This window comes from Burkholderia sp. AU45388 (assembly GCF_030481585.1).
Taxonomy (GTDB): domain Bacteria; phylum Pseudomonadota; class Gammaproteobacteria; order Burkholderiales; family Burkholderiaceae; genus Burkholderia; species Burkholderia sola.
In genome coordinates this window covers 63301-82024 of the sequence record NZ_JAUJPV010000015.1, presented here as the reverse complement: position 1 = coordinate 82024, position 18724 = coordinate 63301, and the positions used below count along the sequence as shown (strand labels likewise).

Below are 18724 nucleotides of genomic sequence, written 5' to 3'. Positions count from 1 at the left end.
CTGCCACATTCCGGCCTTACGCGATAAGGGTTTCGACGATTTGATACTTTGTTCGGTGTCGGCGCGATAACGTTTCGGTGTCTGCCAGCGTAGAACCTTGCGCAGCAAGGCTCTACGCACCCGCAACGCAGTTGCGTGGTGTGTGACCGTCTGGCCGGGGGGTGGGGCTTGCCCCACGGGTCGCCCCCTGGACGGACGGTATCTGGATGGTGCAGACCGGCCACGTCCGGACGGAACCGTTTTTTCAGCAGGCGTTGCGATCATCATCGCAGCCAGCCGAAGTGAGATTTCGTCGCAGCTGAGGCGTTTGCCTGGTTGAAGCACAGGGACGTTTTGCGAGCATCGCACAGTCGGAAGCGCAGGGAGAAAAAGCAGAAAATGAAGGCACACGTCGATCCGTCCTCTGTGCGGCAAATGGGAAGCGAGGTGGTAGAACGCAGGCAGTGCATGTCAGGTTGAAAATTCGGAGCGCGGGCGGTGGTTATGCCACGCAGGTTTTCCACATATCCACGGGTCCGGACCGACGCCGCGATGGATCTACATCGCAAGAGCGTCGGCCGCGCGCCGTTTTCCACAACGGTGTTGGTTGTGGAAAACGGATGAAGCGCGGGGACCGGTGGATATGTGGGAAACCTGCCCCGGTGCGCGGATTCGGTAGACGGCGCGACGGTGCGAGGGCGCAGGGAGGATCGAGAACGCTGTGGGAGGCGGAGCGGTGCCGGGGTTGGGGGCCGCGACGGTGGCGGCCGCCATCGGTGATCGTGCGCAGCGCGAGCGGCGCACGTGGCTGGGTGTTCCGCGATGGGCCGGCGCGCGCCCGAAGTAGCGGGCCGGCCCATCGCGGCGACTGCGCGGGAAAATCGGTGGTGGTGTTCGAGCGCCGGCGGTGGCCAAGGCGGGCGCAGCGACGGTGGCGGCGGCCGAGGCCGAGCTACGCAATGCGTGCATTGCGCTCTGGATGGGCGTTCCGCGCGGGGCGAGGGTCGCGACGGTTCGCGGCCAACGGCCCGCGCGGCGACGGCGTGGGCGAACCGGAGGCGGTGTCCGAGCGCTGGCGGTGACCCGGTCGGCGGCCGCGACGGTGGCGGTCGCCGTGCTCGAGTTGCGCAATGCGTGCATTGCGCCCTGGCTGGATGTTCCGCGCGGGGCGGCGGTCGCGACGGCTCGCGGGCGACGGCCCGCGCGGCGACGGCGTAGGAAAACCAGCGGCGGCATTCGGGCGCTGGCGGTGGCCTGGTCGGCGGCCGCGACGGTGGCGGCCGCCGCGCTCGAGCGGCGCAATGCGCGCATTGCGCTCTGGCTGGATGTTCCGCGCGGGGCGGCGGTCGAGAAGGCTCGCGGGCGGCGGCCCGCGCGGCGACCGCTTGGGAAAAACCGGCGGCAGCGTTCGGGCGCTGGCGGTGACCCGGTCGGCGGCCGCGACGGTGGCGGTCGCCGCGCTCGAGCGGCGCAATGCGCGCATTGCGCCCTGGCTGGGTGTTCCGCGCGGGGCGGCGATCGCGACGGTTCGCGGGCGGCGGCCCGCGCGGCGAGGGCGCGGGAAAATCGGTGGCGGCCTTCGAGCGCTGGCGATAGCGACGGGCCGTGCGGCGACGGCGGCGTAAGGCCAGCGGTCGAGACAGTGGCGAGCGCACCGCCCGAGTCGTGCCTCACGCTGCGCAGGCGAATTCCGCTACACTGCGCGGCAAGGGGGAGGGGCAAGATGGAGTGACAGACGCCATGACGGCAGATGCAGGAAAGACGGCGCGTGCGCCGAAGTCGTTGGACGAGGAAATCGAGAGAGCGGCGGCGAGGCTGAAGCGGCTTCAGGAGCAGAAACGCACGAAGGAGCGCCAGGAGGTGGAGCGCAACGAGCGCGCGATCGCCGAGCTTCTGAAGGCGGAAAAGCTCAACGTGGTGCCGGCCGAAAAATGGAAAGCGGGCTTGGCCGGGATCCGCCGCGCGCTGGGCGTTGCGGCGTCCGTGCCGGACAATCCGCCGGCGCCAGCGGCACCGGCCGGCGGGCCAGCATCCGAGGCATAGCGAGGCCAGATGGTTCTGGCGTAGGGGCAATCTGGTGTCACGGGCCTTTGCGTGACACCAGATTGCCCCGATTCGTTCGCGCAGGGCGCGAACTGGACAATTCCCGCGCGCTCGACAATCCGGCGGGCCGCCGATTCGGCCGCCCGCCATCCGGTTCAGGCAGACCGCCCGTCAAGCGCGGCGCGTTGCTCGTCCGTCAGGGCCGCCAGGGCGATCTGGGCCTGTCGATTCATGATCATCCATGCATAGGGCTCGGCCAGGATCCGCGCCTCGCGGCACAGTCTCGCGTCGCCGTCGGTGCTCGGACGACGTGCGCGCCACGCGTTGATCGCGGCCTCGACCTGCTCGATAGTGATTGAACTTGCTTCCATCTGCGTCGCTCCTCGGTGTGCGCCAATTGTCGGCGTGTCGGTTAGGCTTCGACCAAATACCAATCGCGCAGCATCGCCTCTGCGTCGGCGATCGCCTCGGCCGGCGTCGGCCGCGCGTGCTGCGAACGCATCGAGGGCTCGCCATGCCAATATGTCACGTAGAGCGAGGAAAAATAGCCCGCTTCGGTCCGCACGACACTCAAATGCACCTCGGAATAGCCTCGGTTGGTCGGACGCCACTCTGACCAGACCTGAAGGCCCGCGCCAACGAAATCGAATCCGTCCTGCCACTGGCTCGCCAGTTCCGGCTCATCCGCCAGTTGGAACGACATCGAATTGTGCTCCAGCCGCGCGAGCCGGCCGCTTCTGAATGCCTGCATGCGCGCATCTCGGCGCATGCAAAGAGCGCGGTCATCATCGCCCGCGACAAGCGCGAGGCGGGATTCCGCCAACTGGACGCGTGCATCGAGCGCGACGTCGTAGCTGCTTCGACAAATTTCCGTCGTTGCCATCATGCCTCCGGTTTCGCCCGGCATCGCCGGGTGGTGTTCGAACATGCGCCGGGTCGCGGCCCGGCGCGGATGGGTTACAGGTGCCCGAGGCCGATCGCTTCGCGGAACGCGCGTTTCGCCTTGGCCTCGCCATACACCTCACCTTGGCGATAGGCTCGTTCGTAAATCCCGATCGCTTGGTTAATCTGGTCGACAGTGGTATCGCGCGGCAGCATGAAAGCGAGGTCGTGATCGTCGTCGTCGTGCCATACCGCGACCATGGAAATAGCCGAGCCGTTCAGGCTCAGCGTGGCGCAAAACCCGGGTGTAACGCCCGCGATTTCGATGTCATCTGCGTGGTTGGACATTGCATGTTCTCCTGTTAGAGCCAGACCGGCGCCCATGCGCCGGACGGTTGACGAAAGAGGGTGATGCGCTTGGCGGCGCCATCGATGACGGCCTCCACGCGAACGGCGCGGGCGTCGTCGTCTTCACGTGTCTTGCGATACAGCACGCGAATCGGTGCATCGGCCGCGCAGCCGAGCCAGTGGGCGGCCGTCGCGCGCAGCCGATTCGCCGGTTGACGGATGCCTGCCAGGCGGTGAGCCTCGGGGGGTGCGGGGGGAACGCCCGCGCGTGTGTGGGTGATTCGGTCGGGGGTGGTTGCGCTCACGGTTTCGTCCTTTTGTGTCGGGTTGTGGATCTGCCATTGGGAGCCGCCTCGACGCGGGTTTAGCGCGCGCCGGCACGGGCGCAAGGGCGCGCCCGCAGGCCGCATGCGGAGCGCAGGCGAAGCCGAGCACCGAACGGGCGAGGACGTGGGCGAAGCGGAGCGCAGCCTTTACCCTTGTGCCCGTGCCGGCGTGCGCTATGCGTCGAAAAGGGGCGGCTCCCGATGGCAGATCCACGCGCTTAACCCGGCGCAAAAGGATGGAGCGCCACCACACGCTTTCCCCGGCCGAAGCACCCACACCGCGCGGGGCGCATCTGCCCCGCGCGCCCTCGGCCGGCATAGCCGGCAGCTAGACCAGCAGTTCGCCCGCGCGCAGCGGGCGCGTATCCCACGAGCAAGCGAAGCGCGCAGCGCCGGGACGGCGCGGAGGCGTCAGGGATAGAAGCCCGCCAGGGGCGAGACTCGCGCAGCGAGGCTCGACGCGAAGCGCGAGAGCCCGGCCCGGAGCGAAGCGCAGGGAGACGTCCAGGCCTGCGAGGCAAAGGACACGCCAAGGCGCAAGGCCACGCCATGCCACGGCTGGAACGGTGAGCGTTTGCAGGAGAACAACGGGGAGAAAGGGGAGAACATACGGGAATCGATGGACCGCAAGGCCCGCAAGGGCGAGCCGGGGGGATTCCGCCGGCGGGCCGAGCGCCGCCGGCGGAGGTGGACGGATCAGTCGCGCGGCGGCATGCCTTCGCCTTCAGCCACGGCGGCGCCGTCGTAAGCCGTGTCCTGGTCGGCATGCGGATGCTCGTCGGTCACCTCGGAGCGGGCGCCGCCCTGGTCCCGGTCCCGATCCTGGTCCTGGTCGCCGTCGTCATCCCGCTCGGGCGAGGCGCCAGCGAGTCGCCAGAGGGTCTTCGGACGCGTTTCCGCGAGGGCGAAATGCTCGGGGAGCCAGCGGGTAGCACTCACGAGGCGTTCGGCTTCGGCGGCGGCTTCCGCCTTCTTCAGCTTCAGCAAGCGCATGCCTTCGGCCGGGGAGACGGCGGCGGTCACCACCTCGGCGATGCGCGCCTTCGGCACATGGTCGAAGTAGCTGGCGCGGGTCGCCTTCCAGTCGTCGGCGAGATCCAGGTTCAGGGCCGAAGTCAGCGCATTGACGCAGTGCGCGTCCTCGTCGCCGGTGATGCTATCGACGCTAGCCCCGACGTATTGTGCGAGGATCAGTAGCAGCCGCTCGTCGGTCTGATCAACGCACCACGCGAGCAACGCGTCGGTATCGTGCGGCACGGTGCCGGCCCATGCGGCGCGCTGCTCGTTGGCAACGCGATAGGTCAAGTCGTCGGCCAGCTCGGGCGCATTGCGCTCGATCTCGCCCGTATGGTTGTGCAACTGAATATCGATGGCGCTACCGCCGGAACCGGGCGCGTAATCCGTGATGAGGAACCGGTGGACGAGCGCCGCGAGCGCGACGTGCGGATTGCGGGCCAGGGCCATGCCGGCCGAGGCGGTGCGCCGAGCGTTGAGGCGCAGGGTGAGGGCGCGGGAATGCGGCCCCTTGGCGTCGGGTGCGTCCGGCGAAGCCGGCGCGCCGGAACCCGTGTGCGGACGTTGCGGCGCGCTGCCGTCGTCCGTACCGTCGCCATCGGTCGATTCACCCTCGCCGCGCGCGGCGGCGTCACCTCGGCGGGTCCAGCCGCGAAGGATTTCGAGCGTGCCGTCGTGATCGATGGTGACGATCGCGCCAGCGCCGGCCATTTGAAGCGGGGTGTACACAGCGAGCGAATCTTCGATCGCGGCATGGCGGACGCCCAGGGCCGTCGCTTCTTCCTCCAGGCGTTCATACGTCTCGTCGTCGGTGTCGTCGGCCTGCTGCTCCGCCTCGATCGCGTCAAGGCGCGCCTGGATCGCGTCCATTTCCTGGCGCTGCTCGGCCGACGGCTCGACTACGGTCGGCACGACACGCAGAAACGAGGCTTGCGCGGTGTAGTCGAGCACGGGAATCACCTCGACCCAATCCCAGCCGTCCGCCTGGACCTTCGCGGCGATGTCCGTAAGCTGCTCGGCGGCGACGCGCTCCATCAGGGCTTGATCAGTGTACCAAGCGGCCCCCTCGTGCGAGAACAGGTCGCGGCGCACGAACCCGCCGGCCGCCTCGTAGGCGTCCATGCCGACGAACCGCGCGACGCGGTTGCTGCGGAAGTCCCGTTCGCCCGCGACGAGCTTGCGGCGGATCGTGTGCGCGTCACGATCGTAGGGCTGCGCCTCGAACCAGACGCGCTCCTGCTCGGCGTGGCTGTCCGACAGCGCGAGTGCCTGCATCTGGTCGAGCCGGATCCGGTCCTCGCGGAACATGTCCACCAGCTTCGGGGACACGCGAGCCAGCTTGAGGCGCTGGCGCACGAGGGTTTCGCTGGTGCCGTAGATCAGCGCGATTTCCGCGATGGTGCGGCCGGCGTCGACCAGGACACGATACGCCTCGCACTGGTCGGCCGGGTGCATCGGCTCACGCATCTCGTTTTCGCTGGTGCTGATCAGCACCGCCGCCTCGGCGGACACGACGAGGCAGCGGACCTCGGCATCGGGCGCGGTGAGGCCGCGCTCGACCAGTTCCAGCAGCGCCAGACGACGCGTCTCGCCTGCGGCCACGCCGAAGGTCTGGGCGCGCTTTGCTCCGACCTTCATCGGATGCACGACGAGGTTTTGCAGTAGGCCCACAGCGGCGATATTGTTCGCCAGGGCAGTAATACCGGTCCGCTTGCGGCGTCGCACGTTGAAAGGGGACGCGACCAGACGCTTCAAGGGGATGAGCCGTTCGTCGCCTGCCTGTTGGTGGGCCTCGGGGGGTGCGGGGGGAACGCCCGCGTCGTGGGCGAGTGCCGGGATTTCGGTGATCACTGCGTTCATGGATCCTCCTTGCTGTGGTGGAAAAATCGCTGCCTTACGGAGCCGCCTCGACGCATGAGAGCGCCGGCGGGCAGGCAACGCAGGGGCGCGAACCAGGCCGCATGCGGCGCGCAGGCGAAGCCGAGCACCGAACGGGCGCAGGGCGCGGCGTAGCGAACCCTTGCGCTGCCGGCACACAGCGCTATGCGTCGGGATGAGGCGGTCCGAAGGCTGCGCCACCGCGGCGCGGGGGATGGAAGGTAGGGAGACGGGTCCGAAGCCCGGTGCTCGCTGGCGCGGGCCGGTGACGGCCCGAGCCCCCTCCGCGCGGCAGGCCGCGCGGCTGGCGGGGGCGGCCAGCGCCGGGGCGGGCCGCGCGGGCGGCCAGGCCCCAGGAGCGAACGGACTGGGACACCGGCCGCCGGCGAGCGGCTTGCGTGACAGGCGAGGCCTGGCGCGCAAGGTGCGGCCAGGCGGCACGGCTGGATAATCAGTTGGGCGCGACCGACCGAGAGCCGCGGGACCAGGCGCCGGCGCTGTCCAGCGTCGGCGCCCGCACTTCAGCTCAGCAAGACACTAGGGCGGCGGGCGTGCTCGACACCGGCGTCGAATGCGGCAATCAATGCGTCCCGGAGACACCAGACGGGGCAATCGTGGAAATCCAGGAAACCCGCGCCCCTCTTCTCCAGCGTATCGATTCCGAGCTGCTCGAACGCGATGCGTTCGAGCAGCGCCTCGAATTCGTCTTTCGTCATGGTCAATTCCTCCGGACGTCTTGGCCGAGTTCGAAAGCCTCGCGCAGGGCGTGAAGGAGTTCGCCGATCGTCAACTTCAGTTCGTCATCGTCATTCGTACCGGATAGTCGGCTGGCGAAATGCGCGTCGACGACCGCGCACAGCAGATGCTTGATGTAAAAGCGATTCATGTGTGTCTCGGATGATGGCGGCCGGCCGGGTCAGCGGCCGGCCTCCGCGTGATTGCGGACATAGAGGGCCCGCACTGCCGCGTCAGCGGCCGCGGGCATAGTCGGGCTACTTCACGGACCGCCCGCATTCGAATGCCTCGCGTAACGCATATCGCAGCGATGACGCGATGAGCTCGATTTCCGTGTCCGCGCCCCAGAACACTTCGATTTCGTCGCCGAATGCGCGTTGTGCGATCGTTTTCAACTGCGCCTCGATCTGATACTCGAGCATGGTTGCCCTCCAAGTTCGTGGGGCCGGCCGCGTTCAATCAGGAAAGCTGCACGGCGCCGTCACCTTCTGCGAGGGTGAAGGCGAAGAACCAATTGCGATAGAGCTCCGCGAACATCGGATCGTGTCGCGCGTCGACGGAGCCGTTGAAGACCCGGAAATCGTCGGCCAGCTTGGCACTAGACATCGGCCCGAACGTTCCGGATGTGGTCGAAAAATCGATCAGCTCTTTGAAGGGACCGCCGCTCGCGGCAATCGCGCCGTTCGTGTGGCTGATCCGGCTGGCGCCGATCGAGATAGCCGGGTAATGGGCCATCTTGGCCAGGCGCTCGCGGAAGATGTCATGCATGATGTAGGTGCCAGTGCTGAATTCGAACGCGTTGCGATATCGATAGATGCGGTCCAGCTTCAAGCCATCAGCGAGATGCGGGTATCTCGCCGCGGCCCCGAACCGGACACAGCACATATCGAGTGGGTCACCTTTCTTGTCGACGCGTGGGTCGTCGAGCTGGACGAGGCAGGTGTAGGCGGAAACGATGAGCTGCATGGTGGTCTTCCTCGGACTGGGGAGTTAGGCGGCCGCCGCGAGCGCGGCGCCGGCGACGGGTGCCGACAGGCGGGTTTTCGCCGCGGCGAAATAGGTCTCGTCGAGCTCGATGCCGATATAGCGCCGGCCGAGCTCGCGTGCGGCTACGCACGTCGAGCCGGACCCGGCGAACGGATCGAGGATCGTGTCGCCGGGCTTGCTAAACGAGCTGATGAGGGTTCGCAGGGCCGAAACCGGCTTCTCTGTGGGGTGATGCCTGTTGCCGCTGTATTCGAACCGCTGCACGTCGCCGATGGGGTTTTCCGGGGCCGCGGGGCGGCCCTTCGCCAGCACGTAGGCGGATTCGTGCTGGTACTTCACCAGGCCGGCTTTCGATGCGTAGGTCTTGGTAAAGACGATGTGGCCGCAGACACGAAAGCCGGCCGACTTCCACGCGTGAAAAAACCGGTCCACCTTGTTCCAGCCGTAGAAGCTGACGCAGACCGTGTCACGCTTGAGCACGCGGTAAATTTCGACGAATGCGGGGTCGAGCCATTCGTCATTGCTGTCGTTGGCGATCGAGCGGCCGGTGCGATCCCGGAAATTGACCAGGTAGGGCGGGTCGGTCAGGCACAGGTCCACGGATTCGCGGGCGAGTTGGGGCAGGGCGACAAGGCAGTCGCCGTTGTACAAAAGGCTCACAGTTGGCTCCTGAAGTTGAGGGCAGGGCAGCCGGAGCGCTTCCGTTTGCGCACCGTGCTACCTGGAGCCAGCGCGCGCTCGCCCGAGGACGGCGGGCAAGCGACCGTGGAATACCGGAGTGCGCGCAGCGCGCGAGGATATGCCGCGAAAGCGCTTGAAGAGGCCGGGGCCGTGCGACGCTCGTCGCGCACGGCGTCCGGGCTCGGTCCGCCGGACACGGGCGGGCGATCGTGGGATCCAGGTTGAGAGGTCTGAGGCCTGTCTCGTCAGGGCGACGAGGTCGCGGGACGCGCGCGCGACGCGGCCGGTGTTGCGTCCGGACATGAGCGCCGACGAGTCGGGCGCGTGTCGCCGGCGGCGACGCCGCCCGATCGGACGGCGCGATCGCGATTAGATGCGCGCTTGGCACGAGCGCGCCCGGCGCCGGCATGGCCGGCCGCCGCGCGCCTGGTGCAATCGCAGGGAGATGCGAGCGGGCCAGACGGCCAGCGGGCCGGTACCAGGTCGGACGTCACCACGAGGACGAGCCTGGCATGGATGTGGGGCGCGGGCCGCGCCGAACGCTCGTTGGTACAGGGAGGCCCGGCCCGCCAGCTGCTCAGGGGAAGCACCGGGTTCTCATCCGGCGGCCTCGCCATCCCGTCGTAGGATCTGAAAATCCTCGCCGCACATCTCGTTTGCCCAGGCAACACAGTCCTCGATGCTCATCTCTGCGGTGACATACGTAAACACACCCGGGTCCGCGTCGGGTGCCTCGGCAATCGCGCGCGCGAGCTCGACAAAGTCTCGAAGCCGCTCGCCTTCGAATATGCGCCGAGCCTTCGCCTCGTTGTCGCCATCGGTATCGGTTGCCATGATCCAGTGCTTCACCTCACCACCGACCACCGCGCGACACTTGATGATGTCGATTCTTGTCAGCATGGCTGTCCACTCCAGTTAAGTTTCGTTGATCCAGGTGCCGCACGCCCACCGCGCCCCGCCAGCATCAGCGGGCGGGCGGTAGCGCCAGGGCCGGCCGGCCCCGGGGTCGCGGGCGCTTCAATGCACATCACGGCGCACGAACAGACCCGCTGCCGTCGGCGAACGCGGGAAGCCGACGACGTCAGTCGAGTTGGCCAGGAGCGTGTCAACGTCGCACTGCAGGCATGCCCCGATCCGTTCGGCGCCCATCCGGTGGATGCCTTCCAGCTCGACCCCCCGCAGCGCGCCAGCGCGATATGCCTCGACCGTCAGCAACGTCCGATAGTCGGGCGACAGGCGGTCGCGATACCGCGCCTCGAGGAGGGTGATCGCGGCCTCGATCGCCTCATCGCTGTAACCGCGAGTGATCGAGATCCGGTCGGCCGCCAGCTGGACGGTCTGGCTCCCCTTCGGCGTGAGCACGAAGTGTTCGATCGGACCGTGCCGTCCACTCGCTGCGGCGGGGCGCGTCTGCAGCGGATGGACGAAGCGGGCGACCTGGTCGGCTCGGGGGCCGTCGGTCCAGGCGACATCGAGCAGCGTCGCGCCGTTGGCGGTTTGAACGGACACGGCGAAGGCCGTTGCGGGAAAGGCCTCGCGCAGGATCGTCTGCACCAGCTGCGCAGTGTCGATCAACGTCATGACGGTCACCAGCGCGAGGTGCGTTTGAGCGGCTGTCGCGGCGGGTTCTTTCTCAGTGCGGCGGGTCGATGCGGATGCGGTGCGGGTCAACATGGTCATATCTCCGGGAGGTGAGAGAAGGCGAGCGAGGCGCCGGCAGGGGCCGGCGCGTTCGACTTACTTCTTGTGGGTTTGCATGGCCTCTGCGAGCATCCAGAGCGCGCGGTTGAGTCGGATGTCCTGATCGATTCCCGTGATGGGGCGGGTCTTGATGCGGCGGCCCGCCGGCGAGCGGCCACGCATGCCACCCTGAGTCAGCGACTCCTGCACGCGATTGAACGTGGTCCACAGGTCATCGCCGGCGTCCTCGCTGCGGCGCGCGCGCAGCACTTGGCTTTCCGTGATCGGCGCGGCCGCTTCGCTGGTGTCGTAGCGGACTGCAAGCGCCGCCCGTGCAAAGTGCTCTTGCTCGTCCTGGGTGAGTTTCACGGCCGCCATCGATGCCTTGGCTTCCCGGATCAAGTCGAAACCATCCAGGACCTCGTATGCGCCCGCGACCACGTCGTCGACGATGTCTCCCGTATGGCGGATCCGCACCTCCTGTTCCTTGCGACCGGAGACGAGGCCGTTGGCACAGACGAACCGAAAGTAGCCAGCCATCATCCGGTAGCTGGACGAGCCGTCGTGCGAGTTCAAGAGCACGATTTCCGGGGCATCTTCCCTGGAGAACTGCGTGGCGTGCCGCAGTCGAAGCATGTGCTTCGCGTGCTCATGGTGGTCGGGATCACGCCCGCAGGTTTGGGACGCCATGAAGGGCTGGAAACCCTCGCGACGCAGGCTCTCGACAATCTTGATGGTCGGGATATAGGCGTAGCGTTCCGAGCGGGATTCGTGCTTGGCCTCGGCGAAGATCGACGGCGCGGCCGCGCGGATCTGATCGTCGGTCAGCGGGGCGTGGGAACGTGCAAAATAGGCATTCCGGTTCATCATTGGCTCCAGAGAAAGTGGTTGGGGTGTCGAGCTGACCGGGACCGAAGATTTGGCGCCCCGCGTAGGGGTTGTGCCGTTTCGTCCCGACCTCGGCTTCCTGCTGCCGCCGGTCCCGTGAGTTCGTCGCCCTGCGACACACGGAGCGCGGCTGCGGGGCTGCGCAAGGGCGGCTGCGAAGCGGCCGGCGGAGCGAACCCTTGCTCGGACACGCGGACGTGCTACGGTCGCGGATTTGGGCGGCGAACTGGCGGGATCGGCGGGGGCGAGTGGTGGGGCAGAACGCGCACGCCGCGCGGCGAGCGCCCAATCGGGGCGTAGCCCCGGCTGGATAGGGTTGAGGGGTTCGCGTTAGCAATTGAAGCCCGCAGGGCCGAGACCGAAGGGCTCGGCGCGCAGCGCGAAAGCCCGACCCGACGTGCAGCGCCGGAGAACGCCCGACGCAGGGGTTGAGGTATGCTAAAAAATCAAACAGCCGACGATGTGGCCATGCTGATACGAGAAAACGGACAACGCATCACGCTCCTTCGCACCACGCCAACGCGAACGACGGGCACTTCCTCGAGCAAGGTACGCGGGCGCGCGCAACGCCACACCGTGGTCGGCGTGTTCGCGGTCGCCGACGGCGTGCCGGAGTGCATTCGGCTCGGCCTGACACCGGCCGAATCAAGGGCGCTCGATCGGTGGCTGGTGGCGTTCCACGCCAGCCAGGCACAACATGCCGTGACTTCGGGCACGCGCGCGACCAGCCGGCCAGGCCTCGATGACCTCCTTTCCATGCTCGAGGCGATCGCAGTCCTGGTGGATCCCGAGGCGGCGCAGACGGTCCGGGGAGAGGTCCAGCTCGTGAGCCACGCGCTTCGGCGCAGTGGCCACGTGGGATCCGGTCGAGGCCAGCGCGCTCGGCACCCGCTGCTGGCCCGCGAGATCTCGGCGATAAGCGAGGAGCAGCCGGTGGCCGCCGGCGCCGCGCCGGCGGCAGCGGCCTGCTCGGCGAGCTGACCCGCTCGCGCAGAACACTGTCCTGAGCTGATCCGATTTGCGCCATGCCAAAAACCGTATCCAAGCTGAACCAGCATGCGGCCCGATCTCGGTTGACGCAGTTAGGCAAACGAAAGCTGCTGCCGTTATCGAAGGAAGCCGTCGACTCGATGGCCATGCAGTACCACACGGCGCTCGTCGCGCTGCAGGCCCGGCAGGGAGCCGAGTACAGCGTCATGATCCTGCTGCAGATGGTGGTGGTCGCCGGGTTCATCGGCGAGGCCACAGCGGTCAAGATCGATCCGGCCGTATTGGGGGAGTTGGAATTGGCGTTAAACGCAGCGCTCGAGCGCGGGCAGGCCACGGAAGAATGGTTCCTGGACGCCCAGGCGCACGACCTGTGCGCAGCGCTGCTGGCCGAGCACGAGCGGCAGCTGCGCGTCACGCCGCTCATCACGCTGCAGGAGGTGCTGGCGAGGGTGAAACGCTTCGCCAAGGGAGAGCGATTCGGGAGCTCGCGCGGCTAGATGCCCAGGGGACGGGACGGATGGCTGGCCCGCCGAAGGGGCGCCATACCGCAGCCAACATGGCCTCCCGGGCTCATTCGCGCCGGCGCTCACGCCCCTCGGAGGAACACCGATAGCTGCTGGCGCTGGTAGCCGAGTGTGCCGCTCGTCTCGGCGACGCTCGCGCCGGCTGGGCCGATTCCGCGTTCGGCCTGGCGCTCGAGTGCGGCCCGCATCACGCGCCGATAATTTTTCCCTCCGGCCAACAAAATGGTCCGCGCGCCGGCCGGCCAGGCCGACGGCATCGCGCTTGCGATCGCCTTAAGCAAAGCCGACAGTGGCTTGACCGTAGACAATTATCTGTCTGCCAGCGCGAACGCGGCGAAAGGGGGCGTCATCCGGAAATTTGACCCGGTGCTGTCGATTCAGTACAGCATCTATCGGAAAGAAGGCAACAAGGCATCCGCACTGACGGACGCCCTGATCGAACATATCATAGACGAGCTGAAGTGGGCGATCTCCGGATGGGAGTGGCCACCGGTGTTCAGCCTGCGGTTCAGAACCGATACGACACGGTGACCTGCGCCTCCAGCGGAGGGCTCGGCAGCAAGGTGTAGTTGAAAGTGCCGGCCGAGCCGCCCGTGTAGTACTTGCGGTTAAACAGGTTGTAGATGTTTAGCTGGGTCTTCCATGGCCCGCGCTCGTACGAGGCCATCGCATCGGTGCGCAGGTAGCTGCCGAGTCGGAACGTGTTCGGCAGCGTCGCCTCGCGCGAGCCCATGTAGTAGAGGCCCGCGCCGAGCTTGAGGCCCGGCACCGATTCGAGGCTGTACAGGGTCCACAGGCTGGCGCTGTTGCGCGGCACGTTGCTGAGCAGATCGCCCACCGGATAGGTGGTGTCGCTCGTAACCTTCGCGAGCGTGTAGGCATACGTGAAGATCACCTTCCAGCGCGACGTGAGGTTGCCGGCAATATCGACTTCCACACCCTGGCTGCGCTGCTTGCCGGTCAGCACCTCGAGCAGCGGATTAGTCGGATCGGTGGTCAGGATGTGGTTGCGGTTCAGGCTGAACAGCGCAACGTTCGCGCTGAGCCGGTTGCGGATCAGATCCTGCTTCACGCCGATTTCATATTGCTCCGCGATCTCGGCGGGGTAGGTTACGTCGCTGCCGCTGTGGCCCACGTTCGGCGCGTAGCTGCGGCTCCAGTCAGCGAACAGCGAGGTGCCCGCGACCGGCTCGTACACCACGCCGAGGCGCGGGGAGAAGGCGGTCTGCTGGCCCCGGCCGGTTGGCTCGCCGTCCTGGTCGGCGCGATTGATGAAGCGGTCGACGCGCGCCGATGCCTGCAGCGTCAGCTGCCGCGTCAGCGCGATCATGTCCTGTAGGTACACCCCGTAGTCCGTGCCTCGCCCGCTATGGCCCGTCAGCGGATCGCCAGCCGTAAGTCCCGACAGATAGCCCGGGTTGAACAGGTCCAGCGTCATGTTGGTGACCTGTGAGCCGGCGCTGCTAACATCCAGATAGCTGTAGTCCAAGCCCCCAATTAGCGAATGCCTGACGTTGCCAGTGCTGAAGGTGCCGGCCAACTCGGCGCGTGCCGCGTACTGGCGCGAGACTTCGTTCGCATTGCTGTAGACCGAATAGTCAATCAGGTTGCCGACCGGCGTCGTGTTGTCCGGGAACGACTGCGTCGAGAGCTGGCGCGCGTACGCGTATTGCCCCGACAGGCGCAGCTTCCAGTTTTCCGACAGCGCGTGCTCGAACAGCAGCGTCTCCGAGACCGTGTCGTTGCGGCCATAGTCGCCGGCCACGCCCGGATACACGCCCCCTTGCAGCCCGTAATAGCGGGTGCGAGACAGGTCTGCGTAGTTCGGCACGGCCGGCACGCCGAAGTCGAAGCCGTCGCGGTTCAGGTGGTTGAATTCGCTGAGCAGCGTTACCGAGGTGCCGTGATGGTTGTCCCAGGTGATCGCGGGCGCGATCGAAAACGAGCGCGAGCCGCCATTGTCGCGCGAGGTGGCGTCGGTTTCGGCCGACGCGTTTATACGCACGCTGAGTTCGCTGTTCAGCACGCGGTTGAGGTCCAGCGTGGTGCGCCCAAGACCATGAGTGCCGGCCGTCACGCCCACCTCGCCGAAGTTGTAGCGCTCCGGCCGCTTCGAGACGGTATCGAGGTAGCCGCCGACGGCGCCCACGCCGCCGTAGAGCGCACCGGCCGGGCCCTTGAACACCTCCACTCGGTCGATGTTCTGCACGTCGCGGAACGCGTAGTAGCCGTAGTTGCGGAAGCCGTCGCGCAGGCCGTTGCTTTCGCTGAAGCCGCGAATGTTGAAGAAGGTGGCGCCGTTGCTGCCGTAGCTGGCCTCGGCGTGCACACCGCTCACGTTGTCGGCGATCTGGTCGATACGCGTCACGCCGCGGTCCTGCAGCACCTCGGCCGGCACGACCTGCACCGAGCCGGGATAGTCCTTGAGCAGCGTGTCGGTGCGCGTGGTGGTGGCCGACGATTCGGCCGCATAGCTCGGCGGCACTGTACCGTGCACATCGACAGGCGGCAGGGCCACAGTCGAAGGCGAGCTTGGGGTGATGCTCGCGGAAGGGCCCGCGGATGCCGCCTCGGCTGCAGCAGTGCCGGCGGCGTAGACATATGGCGTCGCGGCGAGGCAAGCCACCGCCGCGGCGATCCAGGTTGAGTTGGTCATGTGCTTGTTTCTGATGGCGGATTGAGTCGTCAGTGAATCAGGTCGTATCGGCACGATCGGCACGTCGTGGCTGCGCACTCAGACACTCGGCGCGCGATGCGTCTGCCGCGTGGCGAGCGTTTCGGCCTGCTTCGTGAAGCCGGCCAGCAGTTGCTCCATTGCCTTCACCACGGCCGGCGGTGCGGTATGGAGCGATCCCGCGTCGAACGGCGGTTGCGGATCGTATTCGCTGACGAGCTGTGTGCATTCGGCATAGACGCGATCGCGCAGCTCGGCCAGCATCATCAGGCCGAAGTCAAGCCCGGCCGTCACACCGGCGCCGGTCACGCGGTTGCGGTCGCGCACCACGCGCGCCTCGATCGGGACCGCGCCGTACTGGGCGAGCACATGGCGCACCGACCAGTGCGAGGTGGCTCGATAGCCGTCCAGGAGGCCGGCCGCGCCGAGGATCAGCGATCCCGAGCACACGCTCGTCACGTACTTCGCGCGTGTACCGCGATCGCGCATGAACGCGAGCGTGGCGGGATCGCTCGCGGCGGCCAGCGTGCCGTCGGTGCCGCCCGGCGTGAACAGCACGGTCAGCTCGCGCGGGCAGGTGTCGAAGGTGGCGGTCGGCACGATCGTCACGCCGGCGTCGCTCGTCACGGGCGCGAGCGTCTTCGCCACCAGATGGATCTTCGCGCCCATCAGTGCGCCGAACATGCTCTGCGGGCCGATCAGGTCCATCACGGTCATGCCCGGATACATCAGCATGGCGATCTGCTCGTTGCCTTCCCAGTGCACCTTGTTCATCTCGGGGCCCATGTCGGGCATTGCCATGGAGGAGGAGGGATCAGGCGTGGGGGCGGGCTCGCCGGCAGCGGCTTGCATCGCGAACGGTGCGAGCAGCGCCAGCAGCACGGCGTTGCGGCGGTGGATGTCGGTCATGGCGGAGTTCCTCAGATGTTGGCCTTCAGCGTCAGATAGACGGAGCGCGGTTGCACCGGCATCACTACCGGGAAGGACAAGTATTGATAGGGCGCGTAGGCGTGGCGGTTGGCCAGGTTCACGGCAGCGAGGCCGATCGTGTAGCGGCCGAAGCGGTATTCGGCCTGTGCGTCGAACAGCGCGTAGCCCGGCACCGCCACGGTGTTCGGCAGCGTCACGTCGCGCGCGCTGAACGCAGTCACGCCGGCGCCGAACGACAAGCCGTGCGCGAGCCCGCTCAGCACGCGATAGCGCACCGCGAGCCGGCCGCTGTGCTTCGGTACGCGCGCGAGCGTGTCGCCGACGGGAATCGAATCGTCCTCGGTCACTGTTGCACGTGTGTAGGCATAGTTCATCAGCACCGAGAGCGCGGGCGTCGGTTCCCACGCCAGATCGGTTTCGACGCCTCGGGCACGCTGCTGGCCGGTCTGGACCGAATACAGCGGATTGTCCGGATCGGGCGTGGCGACGTTCTCGCGCGTCTGCTGGAACACGGCGAGCGTGCCGGACAGGCCGATGTCGGTCAGCGCCAGCTTCAAGCCGGCCTCGACGTTGCGCGAGCTCTCCGACTTCGGCATGCCGAGGCCGATAAAGCCGAACGGGGCGCGGAACGCCGTGGCGTAGGCCGCGTAGACCGCCACCCCGGGCGTCACGTCGAAGCTCGCACCCACGCGCGGCGAGACGTGATGATAGGTGGCGTCGGTGCCCTGTTCGGCCTCGTGGAAGTTCAGCTGGGTGAAGCGCAGCGAACCGCTCAGGTGCAGGCGGCCGTAGGTGGCCTGATCCTGCACGTAGGCGGCGATCGTCTGGTAGCGGTCGGTCTGCGTCAGCGTAAGCGGCTCGATCGCGCCGAATCCGAGGTCGTAGGACGGGCCGGCGAGATTCTGCGAGCCAACCGACAGGCCCGTGAAGCCCATCCCTGAGAAGAAGTCGGTGTGGTCGTAGTTGACGCCGGCGAGCAGCACGTGGCGGCCGCCGAGCGCGTTCACCTTCGCCTGCAGGTTCGCGTCGAAGGTCGCCTCGTTGGTGCTCGTCTGCATGTTGAGCGGCAGGATCGGGTAGGTCGTCGGCGTGGCCGCGTCGGGCGGGTAGAGGCCCGGGTACACGAAGCTGCCGTACTCCGGAATGCTGTTGTGGTAGTAGCGCCCAGCAACGGTCAGCTTCAGGTTGTCGCTGAAGTCGTGCTGCAATTGCACGGTGGCGAGCTGGCTGTCGAACGACGTGCGCGGCTGGCCGACCGGCGCGCCCGGAAACGCATAGCGGTCGAGCTGTCCTGCCAGCGCCTGCGCGGCCGGCAGCCCCGAGTACTCGAGCTGGCTGCTGTGGTTGAACTCGCCCTGAACGAGAAGCGTGGTACGCGGGTCGAGCTTGAACGACACGCTCGGCTTCAGCGACCATTTGTTGCTCTTGACCTGATCGATCCAACTGTTCGCGTGTTCGAACTCGCCCGCGATGCGTGCGTTGATCGATGCGGTCAGTGCGCCGGTTAGGTCGAAGTACGGATTGACGGTGCCGTAGCTGCCCGTGCGCAGCGCGACATAGCCACCGCGTTCGGCTTGCGGCAGTTCCGATTCGATGTTGATGAGGCCGCCGAGCGGGGAGCCCAGGCCACCTCCGTACAGTGTCGAGGCAGGCCCCTTCAGTACGTCGATCTGGGCGATGCCCACGAGGCTTGCCGGATTGTTGGCCGCGTTCATCGCATACAGCGGCAGGCCATCCTGATAGACCTCCGCCGGGAAGCCGCGGACGATATTGCCGGTGAAGCCGATTTCCGCAGGTTGACTCGGCATCACGCCGGACACGTTAACGAGCGCGTCGGCTAGCGAATGCGCGCCCTGTTCCTCGATCAGCTTGCGCGGCACGACCTGCACCGATTGCGCCACCTCGATCAGCGGCGTGTCGGTGCGCGTGGCGGTGTGGCTATCGAGTACGGTGTCGGTCGCCGTGAAGCGGTAACGATGCGCCTTGACGCTGACGACGGGCAGCTCGGCCGCGATGGCGGTGGTGGCTCCCGCCGGGGCAGCGGCGGAGGGAGTGGAGGTGCCGCTGTCGGCGGCCGGGGCCGCCTGGGCGTGCGCGGCCAGCGAGAAGGCGGCCAGCGAGGCGGCCGCGGCCAGTTTGAGAGGTGTCATGGTGAAAAGGTCTGC

At 67.2% G+C, this 18724-nt stretch carries 21 protein-coding genes; 5 read left to right on the top strand and 16 right to left on the bottom strand.

The genetic code is table 11. From position 1 onward, the window contains the following. Window positions 1-1280 precede the first annotated feature (1280 nt). Both QZM72_RS22715 and QZM72_RS22710 read left to right on the top strand, forming a co-directional pair. Window positions 1281-1604, top strand: a complete 324-nt coding sequence (locus QZM72_RS22715; protein WP_301739289.1) for a hypothetical protein — start codon at window positions 1281-1283, stop codon at window positions 1602-1604. A gap of 115 nt (window positions 1605-1719) precedes the next feature. Beyond that, a complete protein-coding gene (locus QZM72_RS22710; protein ID WP_186151588.1) occupies window positions 1720-2022 on the top strand; it encodes a hypothetical protein in 303 nt (100 codons plus the stop codon). Window positions 2023-2177: 155 nt separating this feature from the next. Here QZM72_RS22710 and QZM72_RS22705 read toward each other — a convergent pair whose 3' ends face one another. From QZM72_RS22705 to QZM72_RS22645, 13 genes are all read right to left on the bottom strand, one after another. Continuing rightward, the gene (locus QZM72_RS22705) at window positions 2178-2393 is read right to left on the bottom strand and encodes a DUF3717 domain-containing protein (RefSeq protein WP_124084013.1); all 216 of its coding nucleotides are present in this window, start codon (window positions 2391-2393) and stop codon (window positions 2178-2180) included. A 41-nt stretch (window positions 2394-2434) separates the two neighbouring features. Next, complete coding sequence (locus QZM72_RS22700) at window positions 2435-2950, bottom strand: hypothetical protein (RefSeq protein ID WP_301739288.1); 516 nt, start codon at window positions 2948-2950, stop codon at window positions 2435-2437. A gap of 29 nt (window positions 2951-2979) precedes the next feature. Then, entirely contained in the window at window positions 2980-3252 is a 273-nt protein-coding gene (locus tag QZM72_RS22695; protein ID WP_186233715.1) for a hypothetical protein, read from the bottom strand. 14 nt (window positions 3253-3266) lie between these two features. After that, window positions 3267-3557: a hypothetical protein gene (locus tag QZM72_RS22690; RefSeq protein ID WP_244125174.1), complete on the bottom strand. Its 291-nt coding sequence runs from the start codon at window positions 3555-3557 to the stop codon at window positions 3267-3269. Window positions 3558-4274: 717 nt separating this feature from the next. Next, window positions 4275-6452 carry a ParB/RepB/Spo0J family partition protein gene (locus tag QZM72_RS22685; protein WP_301739287.1) on the bottom strand — a complete coding sequence of 726 codons (2178 nt, stop codon included), beginning with the start codon at window positions 6450-6452 and terminating at the stop codon, window positions 4275-4277. Between the two features lie 539 nt (window positions 6453-6991). Then, a complete protein-coding gene (locus tag QZM72_RS22680; RefSeq protein WP_301739286.1) occupies window positions 6992-7186 on the bottom strand; it encodes a hypothetical protein in 195 nt (64 codons plus the stop codon). A 2-nt stretch (window positions 7187-7188) separates the two neighbouring features. After that, the gene (locus QZM72_RS22675) at window positions 7189-7356 is read right to left on the bottom strand and encodes a hypothetical protein (RefSeq protein ID WP_186020430.1); all 168 of its coding nucleotides are present in this window, start codon (window positions 7354-7356) and stop codon (window positions 7189-7191) included. 106 nt (window positions 7357-7462) lie between these two features. Further along, on the bottom strand, window positions 7463-7627 hold the full coding sequence (locus QZM72_RS22670; protein ID WP_301739285.1) for a hypothetical protein: 165 nt from the start codon (window positions 7625-7627) through the stop codon (window positions 7463-7465). 37 nt (window positions 7628-7664) lie between these two features. Continuing rightward, a complete protein-coding gene (locus QZM72_RS22665) occupies window positions 7665-8171 on the bottom strand; it encodes a hypothetical protein (RefSeq protein ID WP_301739284.1) in 507 nt (168 codons plus the stop codon). A 24-nt stretch (window positions 8172-8195) separates the two neighbouring features. Next, entirely contained in the window at window positions 8196-8852 is a 657-nt protein-coding gene (locus QZM72_RS22660) for a DNA methyltransferase (protein ID WP_301739283.1), read from the bottom strand. Window positions 8853-9470: 618 nt separating this feature from the next. Beyond that, a complete protein-coding gene (locus QZM72_RS22655; protein ID WP_301739282.1) occupies window positions 9471-9773 on the bottom strand; it encodes a hypothetical protein in 303 nt (100 codons plus the stop codon). Between the two features lie 117 nt (window positions 9774-9890). Then, the gene (locus QZM72_RS22650; protein ID WP_301739281.1) at window positions 9891-10547 is read right to left on the bottom strand and encodes an LPD29 domain-containing protein; all 657 of its coding nucleotides are present in this window, start codon (window positions 10545-10547) and stop codon (window positions 9891-9893) included. Between the two features lie 63 nt (window positions 10548-10610). Beyond that, window positions 10611-11423: a DUF932 domain-containing protein gene (locus tag QZM72_RS22645; protein WP_301739280.1), complete on the bottom strand. Its 813-nt coding sequence runs from the start codon at window positions 11421-11423 to the stop codon at window positions 10611-10613. 453 nt (window positions 11424-11876) lie between these two features. On the opposite strand from QZM72_RS22645, the gene QZM72_RS22640 reads away from it, so the two are divergent. The 3 genes from QZM72_RS22640 (at window position 11877) to QZM72_RS22630 (ending at window position 13486) form a co-directional block, all read left to right on the top strand. Then, the gene (locus QZM72_RS22640) at window positions 11877-12422 is read left to right on the top strand and encodes a hypothetical protein (RefSeq protein WP_301739279.1); all 546 of its coding nucleotides are present in this window, start codon (window positions 11877-11879) and stop codon (window positions 12420-12422) included. Between the two features lie 44 nt (window positions 12423-12466). Beyond that, complete coding sequence (locus tag QZM72_RS22635) at window positions 12467-12928, top strand: Fis family transcriptional regulator (RefSeq protein WP_301739278.1); 462 nt, start codon at window positions 12467-12469, stop codon at window positions 12926-12928. Window positions 12929-13177: 249 nt separating this feature from the next. After that, window positions 13178-13486, top strand: a complete 309-nt coding sequence (locus QZM72_RS22630) for a hypothetical protein (protein ID WP_301739277.1) — start codon at window positions 13178-13180, stop codon at window positions 13484-13486. On the opposite strand, the gene QZM72_RS22625 is transcribed toward QZM72_RS22630, so the two are convergent. The 3 genes from QZM72_RS22625 to QZM72_RS22615 all read right to left on the bottom strand — a co-directional run bounded on the left by QZM72_RS22625 (window position 13464) and on the right by QZM72_RS22615 (window position 18709). After that, entirely contained in the window at window positions 13464-15611 is a 2148-nt protein-coding gene (locus QZM72_RS22625) for a TonB-dependent siderophore receptor (RefSeq protein WP_301739276.1), read from the bottom strand. The two genes, QZM72_RS22630 and QZM72_RS22625, sit on opposite strands and share 23 nt — an antisense overlap. A 78-nt stretch (window positions 15612-15689) precedes the next feature. After that, complete coding sequence (locus tag QZM72_RS22620; protein ID WP_301739275.1) at window positions 15690-16538, bottom strand: DJ-1/PfpI family protein; 849 nt, start codon at window positions 16536-16538, stop codon at window positions 15690-15692. A gap of 11 nt (window positions 16539-16549) precedes the next feature. Continuing rightward, window positions 16550-18709, bottom strand: coding sequence for a TonB-dependent siderophore receptor (locus tag QZM72_RS22615; RefSeq protein ID WP_301739274.1), 2160 nt, complete (start codon window positions 18707-18709; stop codon window positions 16550-16552). Window positions 18710-18724 lie beyond the last annotated feature (15 nt).

Coding starts and splice junctions, on each gene's coding strand:
- QZM72_RS22715 (WP_301739289.1), top strand. CDS start 1,281: ATGCGCGCATTGCGCTCTGGCTGGATGTTCCGCGCGGGGCGGCGGTCG.
- QZM72_RS22710 (WP_186151588.1), top strand. CDS start 1,720: ATGACGGCAGATGCAGGAAAGACGGCGCGTGCGCCGAAGTCGTTGGAC.
- QZM72_RS22705 (WP_124084013.1), bottom strand. CDS start 2,393: ATGGAAGCAAGTTCAATCACTATCGAGCAGGTCGAGGCCGCGATCAAC.
- QZM72_RS22700 (WP_301739288.1), bottom strand. CDS start 2,950: ATGTTCGAACACCACCCGGCGATGCCGGGCGAAACCGGAGGCATGATG.
- QZM72_RS22695 (WP_186233715.1), bottom strand. CDS start 3,252: ATGTCCAACCACGCAGATGACATCGAAATCGCGGGCGTTACACCCGGG.
- QZM72_RS22685 (WP_301739287.1), bottom strand. CDS start 6,452: ATGAACGCAGTGATCACCGAAATCCCGGCACTCGCCCACGACGCGGGC.
- QZM72_RS22680 (WP_301739286.1), bottom strand. CDS start 7,186: ATGACGAAAGACGAATTCGAGGCGCTGCTCGAACGCATCGCGTTCGAG.
- QZM72_RS22675 (WP_186020430.1), bottom strand. CDS start 7,356: ATGAATCGCTTTTACATCAAGCATCTGCTGTGCGCGGTCGTCGACGCG.
- QZM72_RS22670 (WP_301739285.1), bottom strand. CDS start 7,627: ATGCTCGAGTATCAGATCGAGGCGCAGTTGAAAACGATCGCACAACGC.
- QZM72_RS22665 (WP_301739284.1), bottom strand. CDS start 8,171: ATGCAGCTCATCGTTTCCGCCTACACCTGCCTCGTCCAGCTCGACGAC.
- QZM72_RS22655 (WP_301739282.1), bottom strand. CDS start 9,773: ATGCTGACAAGAATCGACATCATCAAGTGTCGCGCGGTGGTCGGTGGT.
- QZM72_RS22650 (WP_301739281.1), bottom strand. CDS start 10,547: ATGTTGACCCGCACCGCATCCGCATCGACCCGCCGCACTGAGAAAGAA.
- QZM72_RS22645 (WP_301739280.1), bottom strand. CDS start 11,423: ATGATGAACCGGAATGCCTATTTTGCACGTTCCCACGCCCCGCTGACC.
- QZM72_RS22640 (WP_301739279.1), top strand. CDS start 11,877: ATGCTAAAAAATCAAACAGCCGACGATGTGGCCATGCTGATACGAGAA.
- QZM72_RS22635 (WP_301739278.1), top strand. CDS start 12,467: ATGCCAAAAACCGTATCCAAGCTGAACCAGCATGCGGCCCGATCTCGG.
- QZM72_RS22630 (WP_301739277.1), top strand. CDS start 13,178: ATGGTCCGCGCGCCGGCCGGCCAGGCCGACGGCATCGCGCTTGCGATC.
- QZM72_RS22625 (WP_301739276.1), bottom strand. CDS start 15,611: ATGACCAACTCAACCTGGATCGCCGCGGCGGTGGCTTGCCTCGCCGCG.
- QZM72_RS22620 (WP_301739275.1), bottom strand. CDS start 16,538: ATGACCGACATCCACCGCCGCAACGCCGTGCTGCTGGCGCTGCTCGCA.
- QZM72_RS22615 (WP_301739274.1), bottom strand. CDS start 18,709: ATGACACCTCTCAAACTGGCCGCGGCCGCCTCGCTGGCCGCCTTCTCG.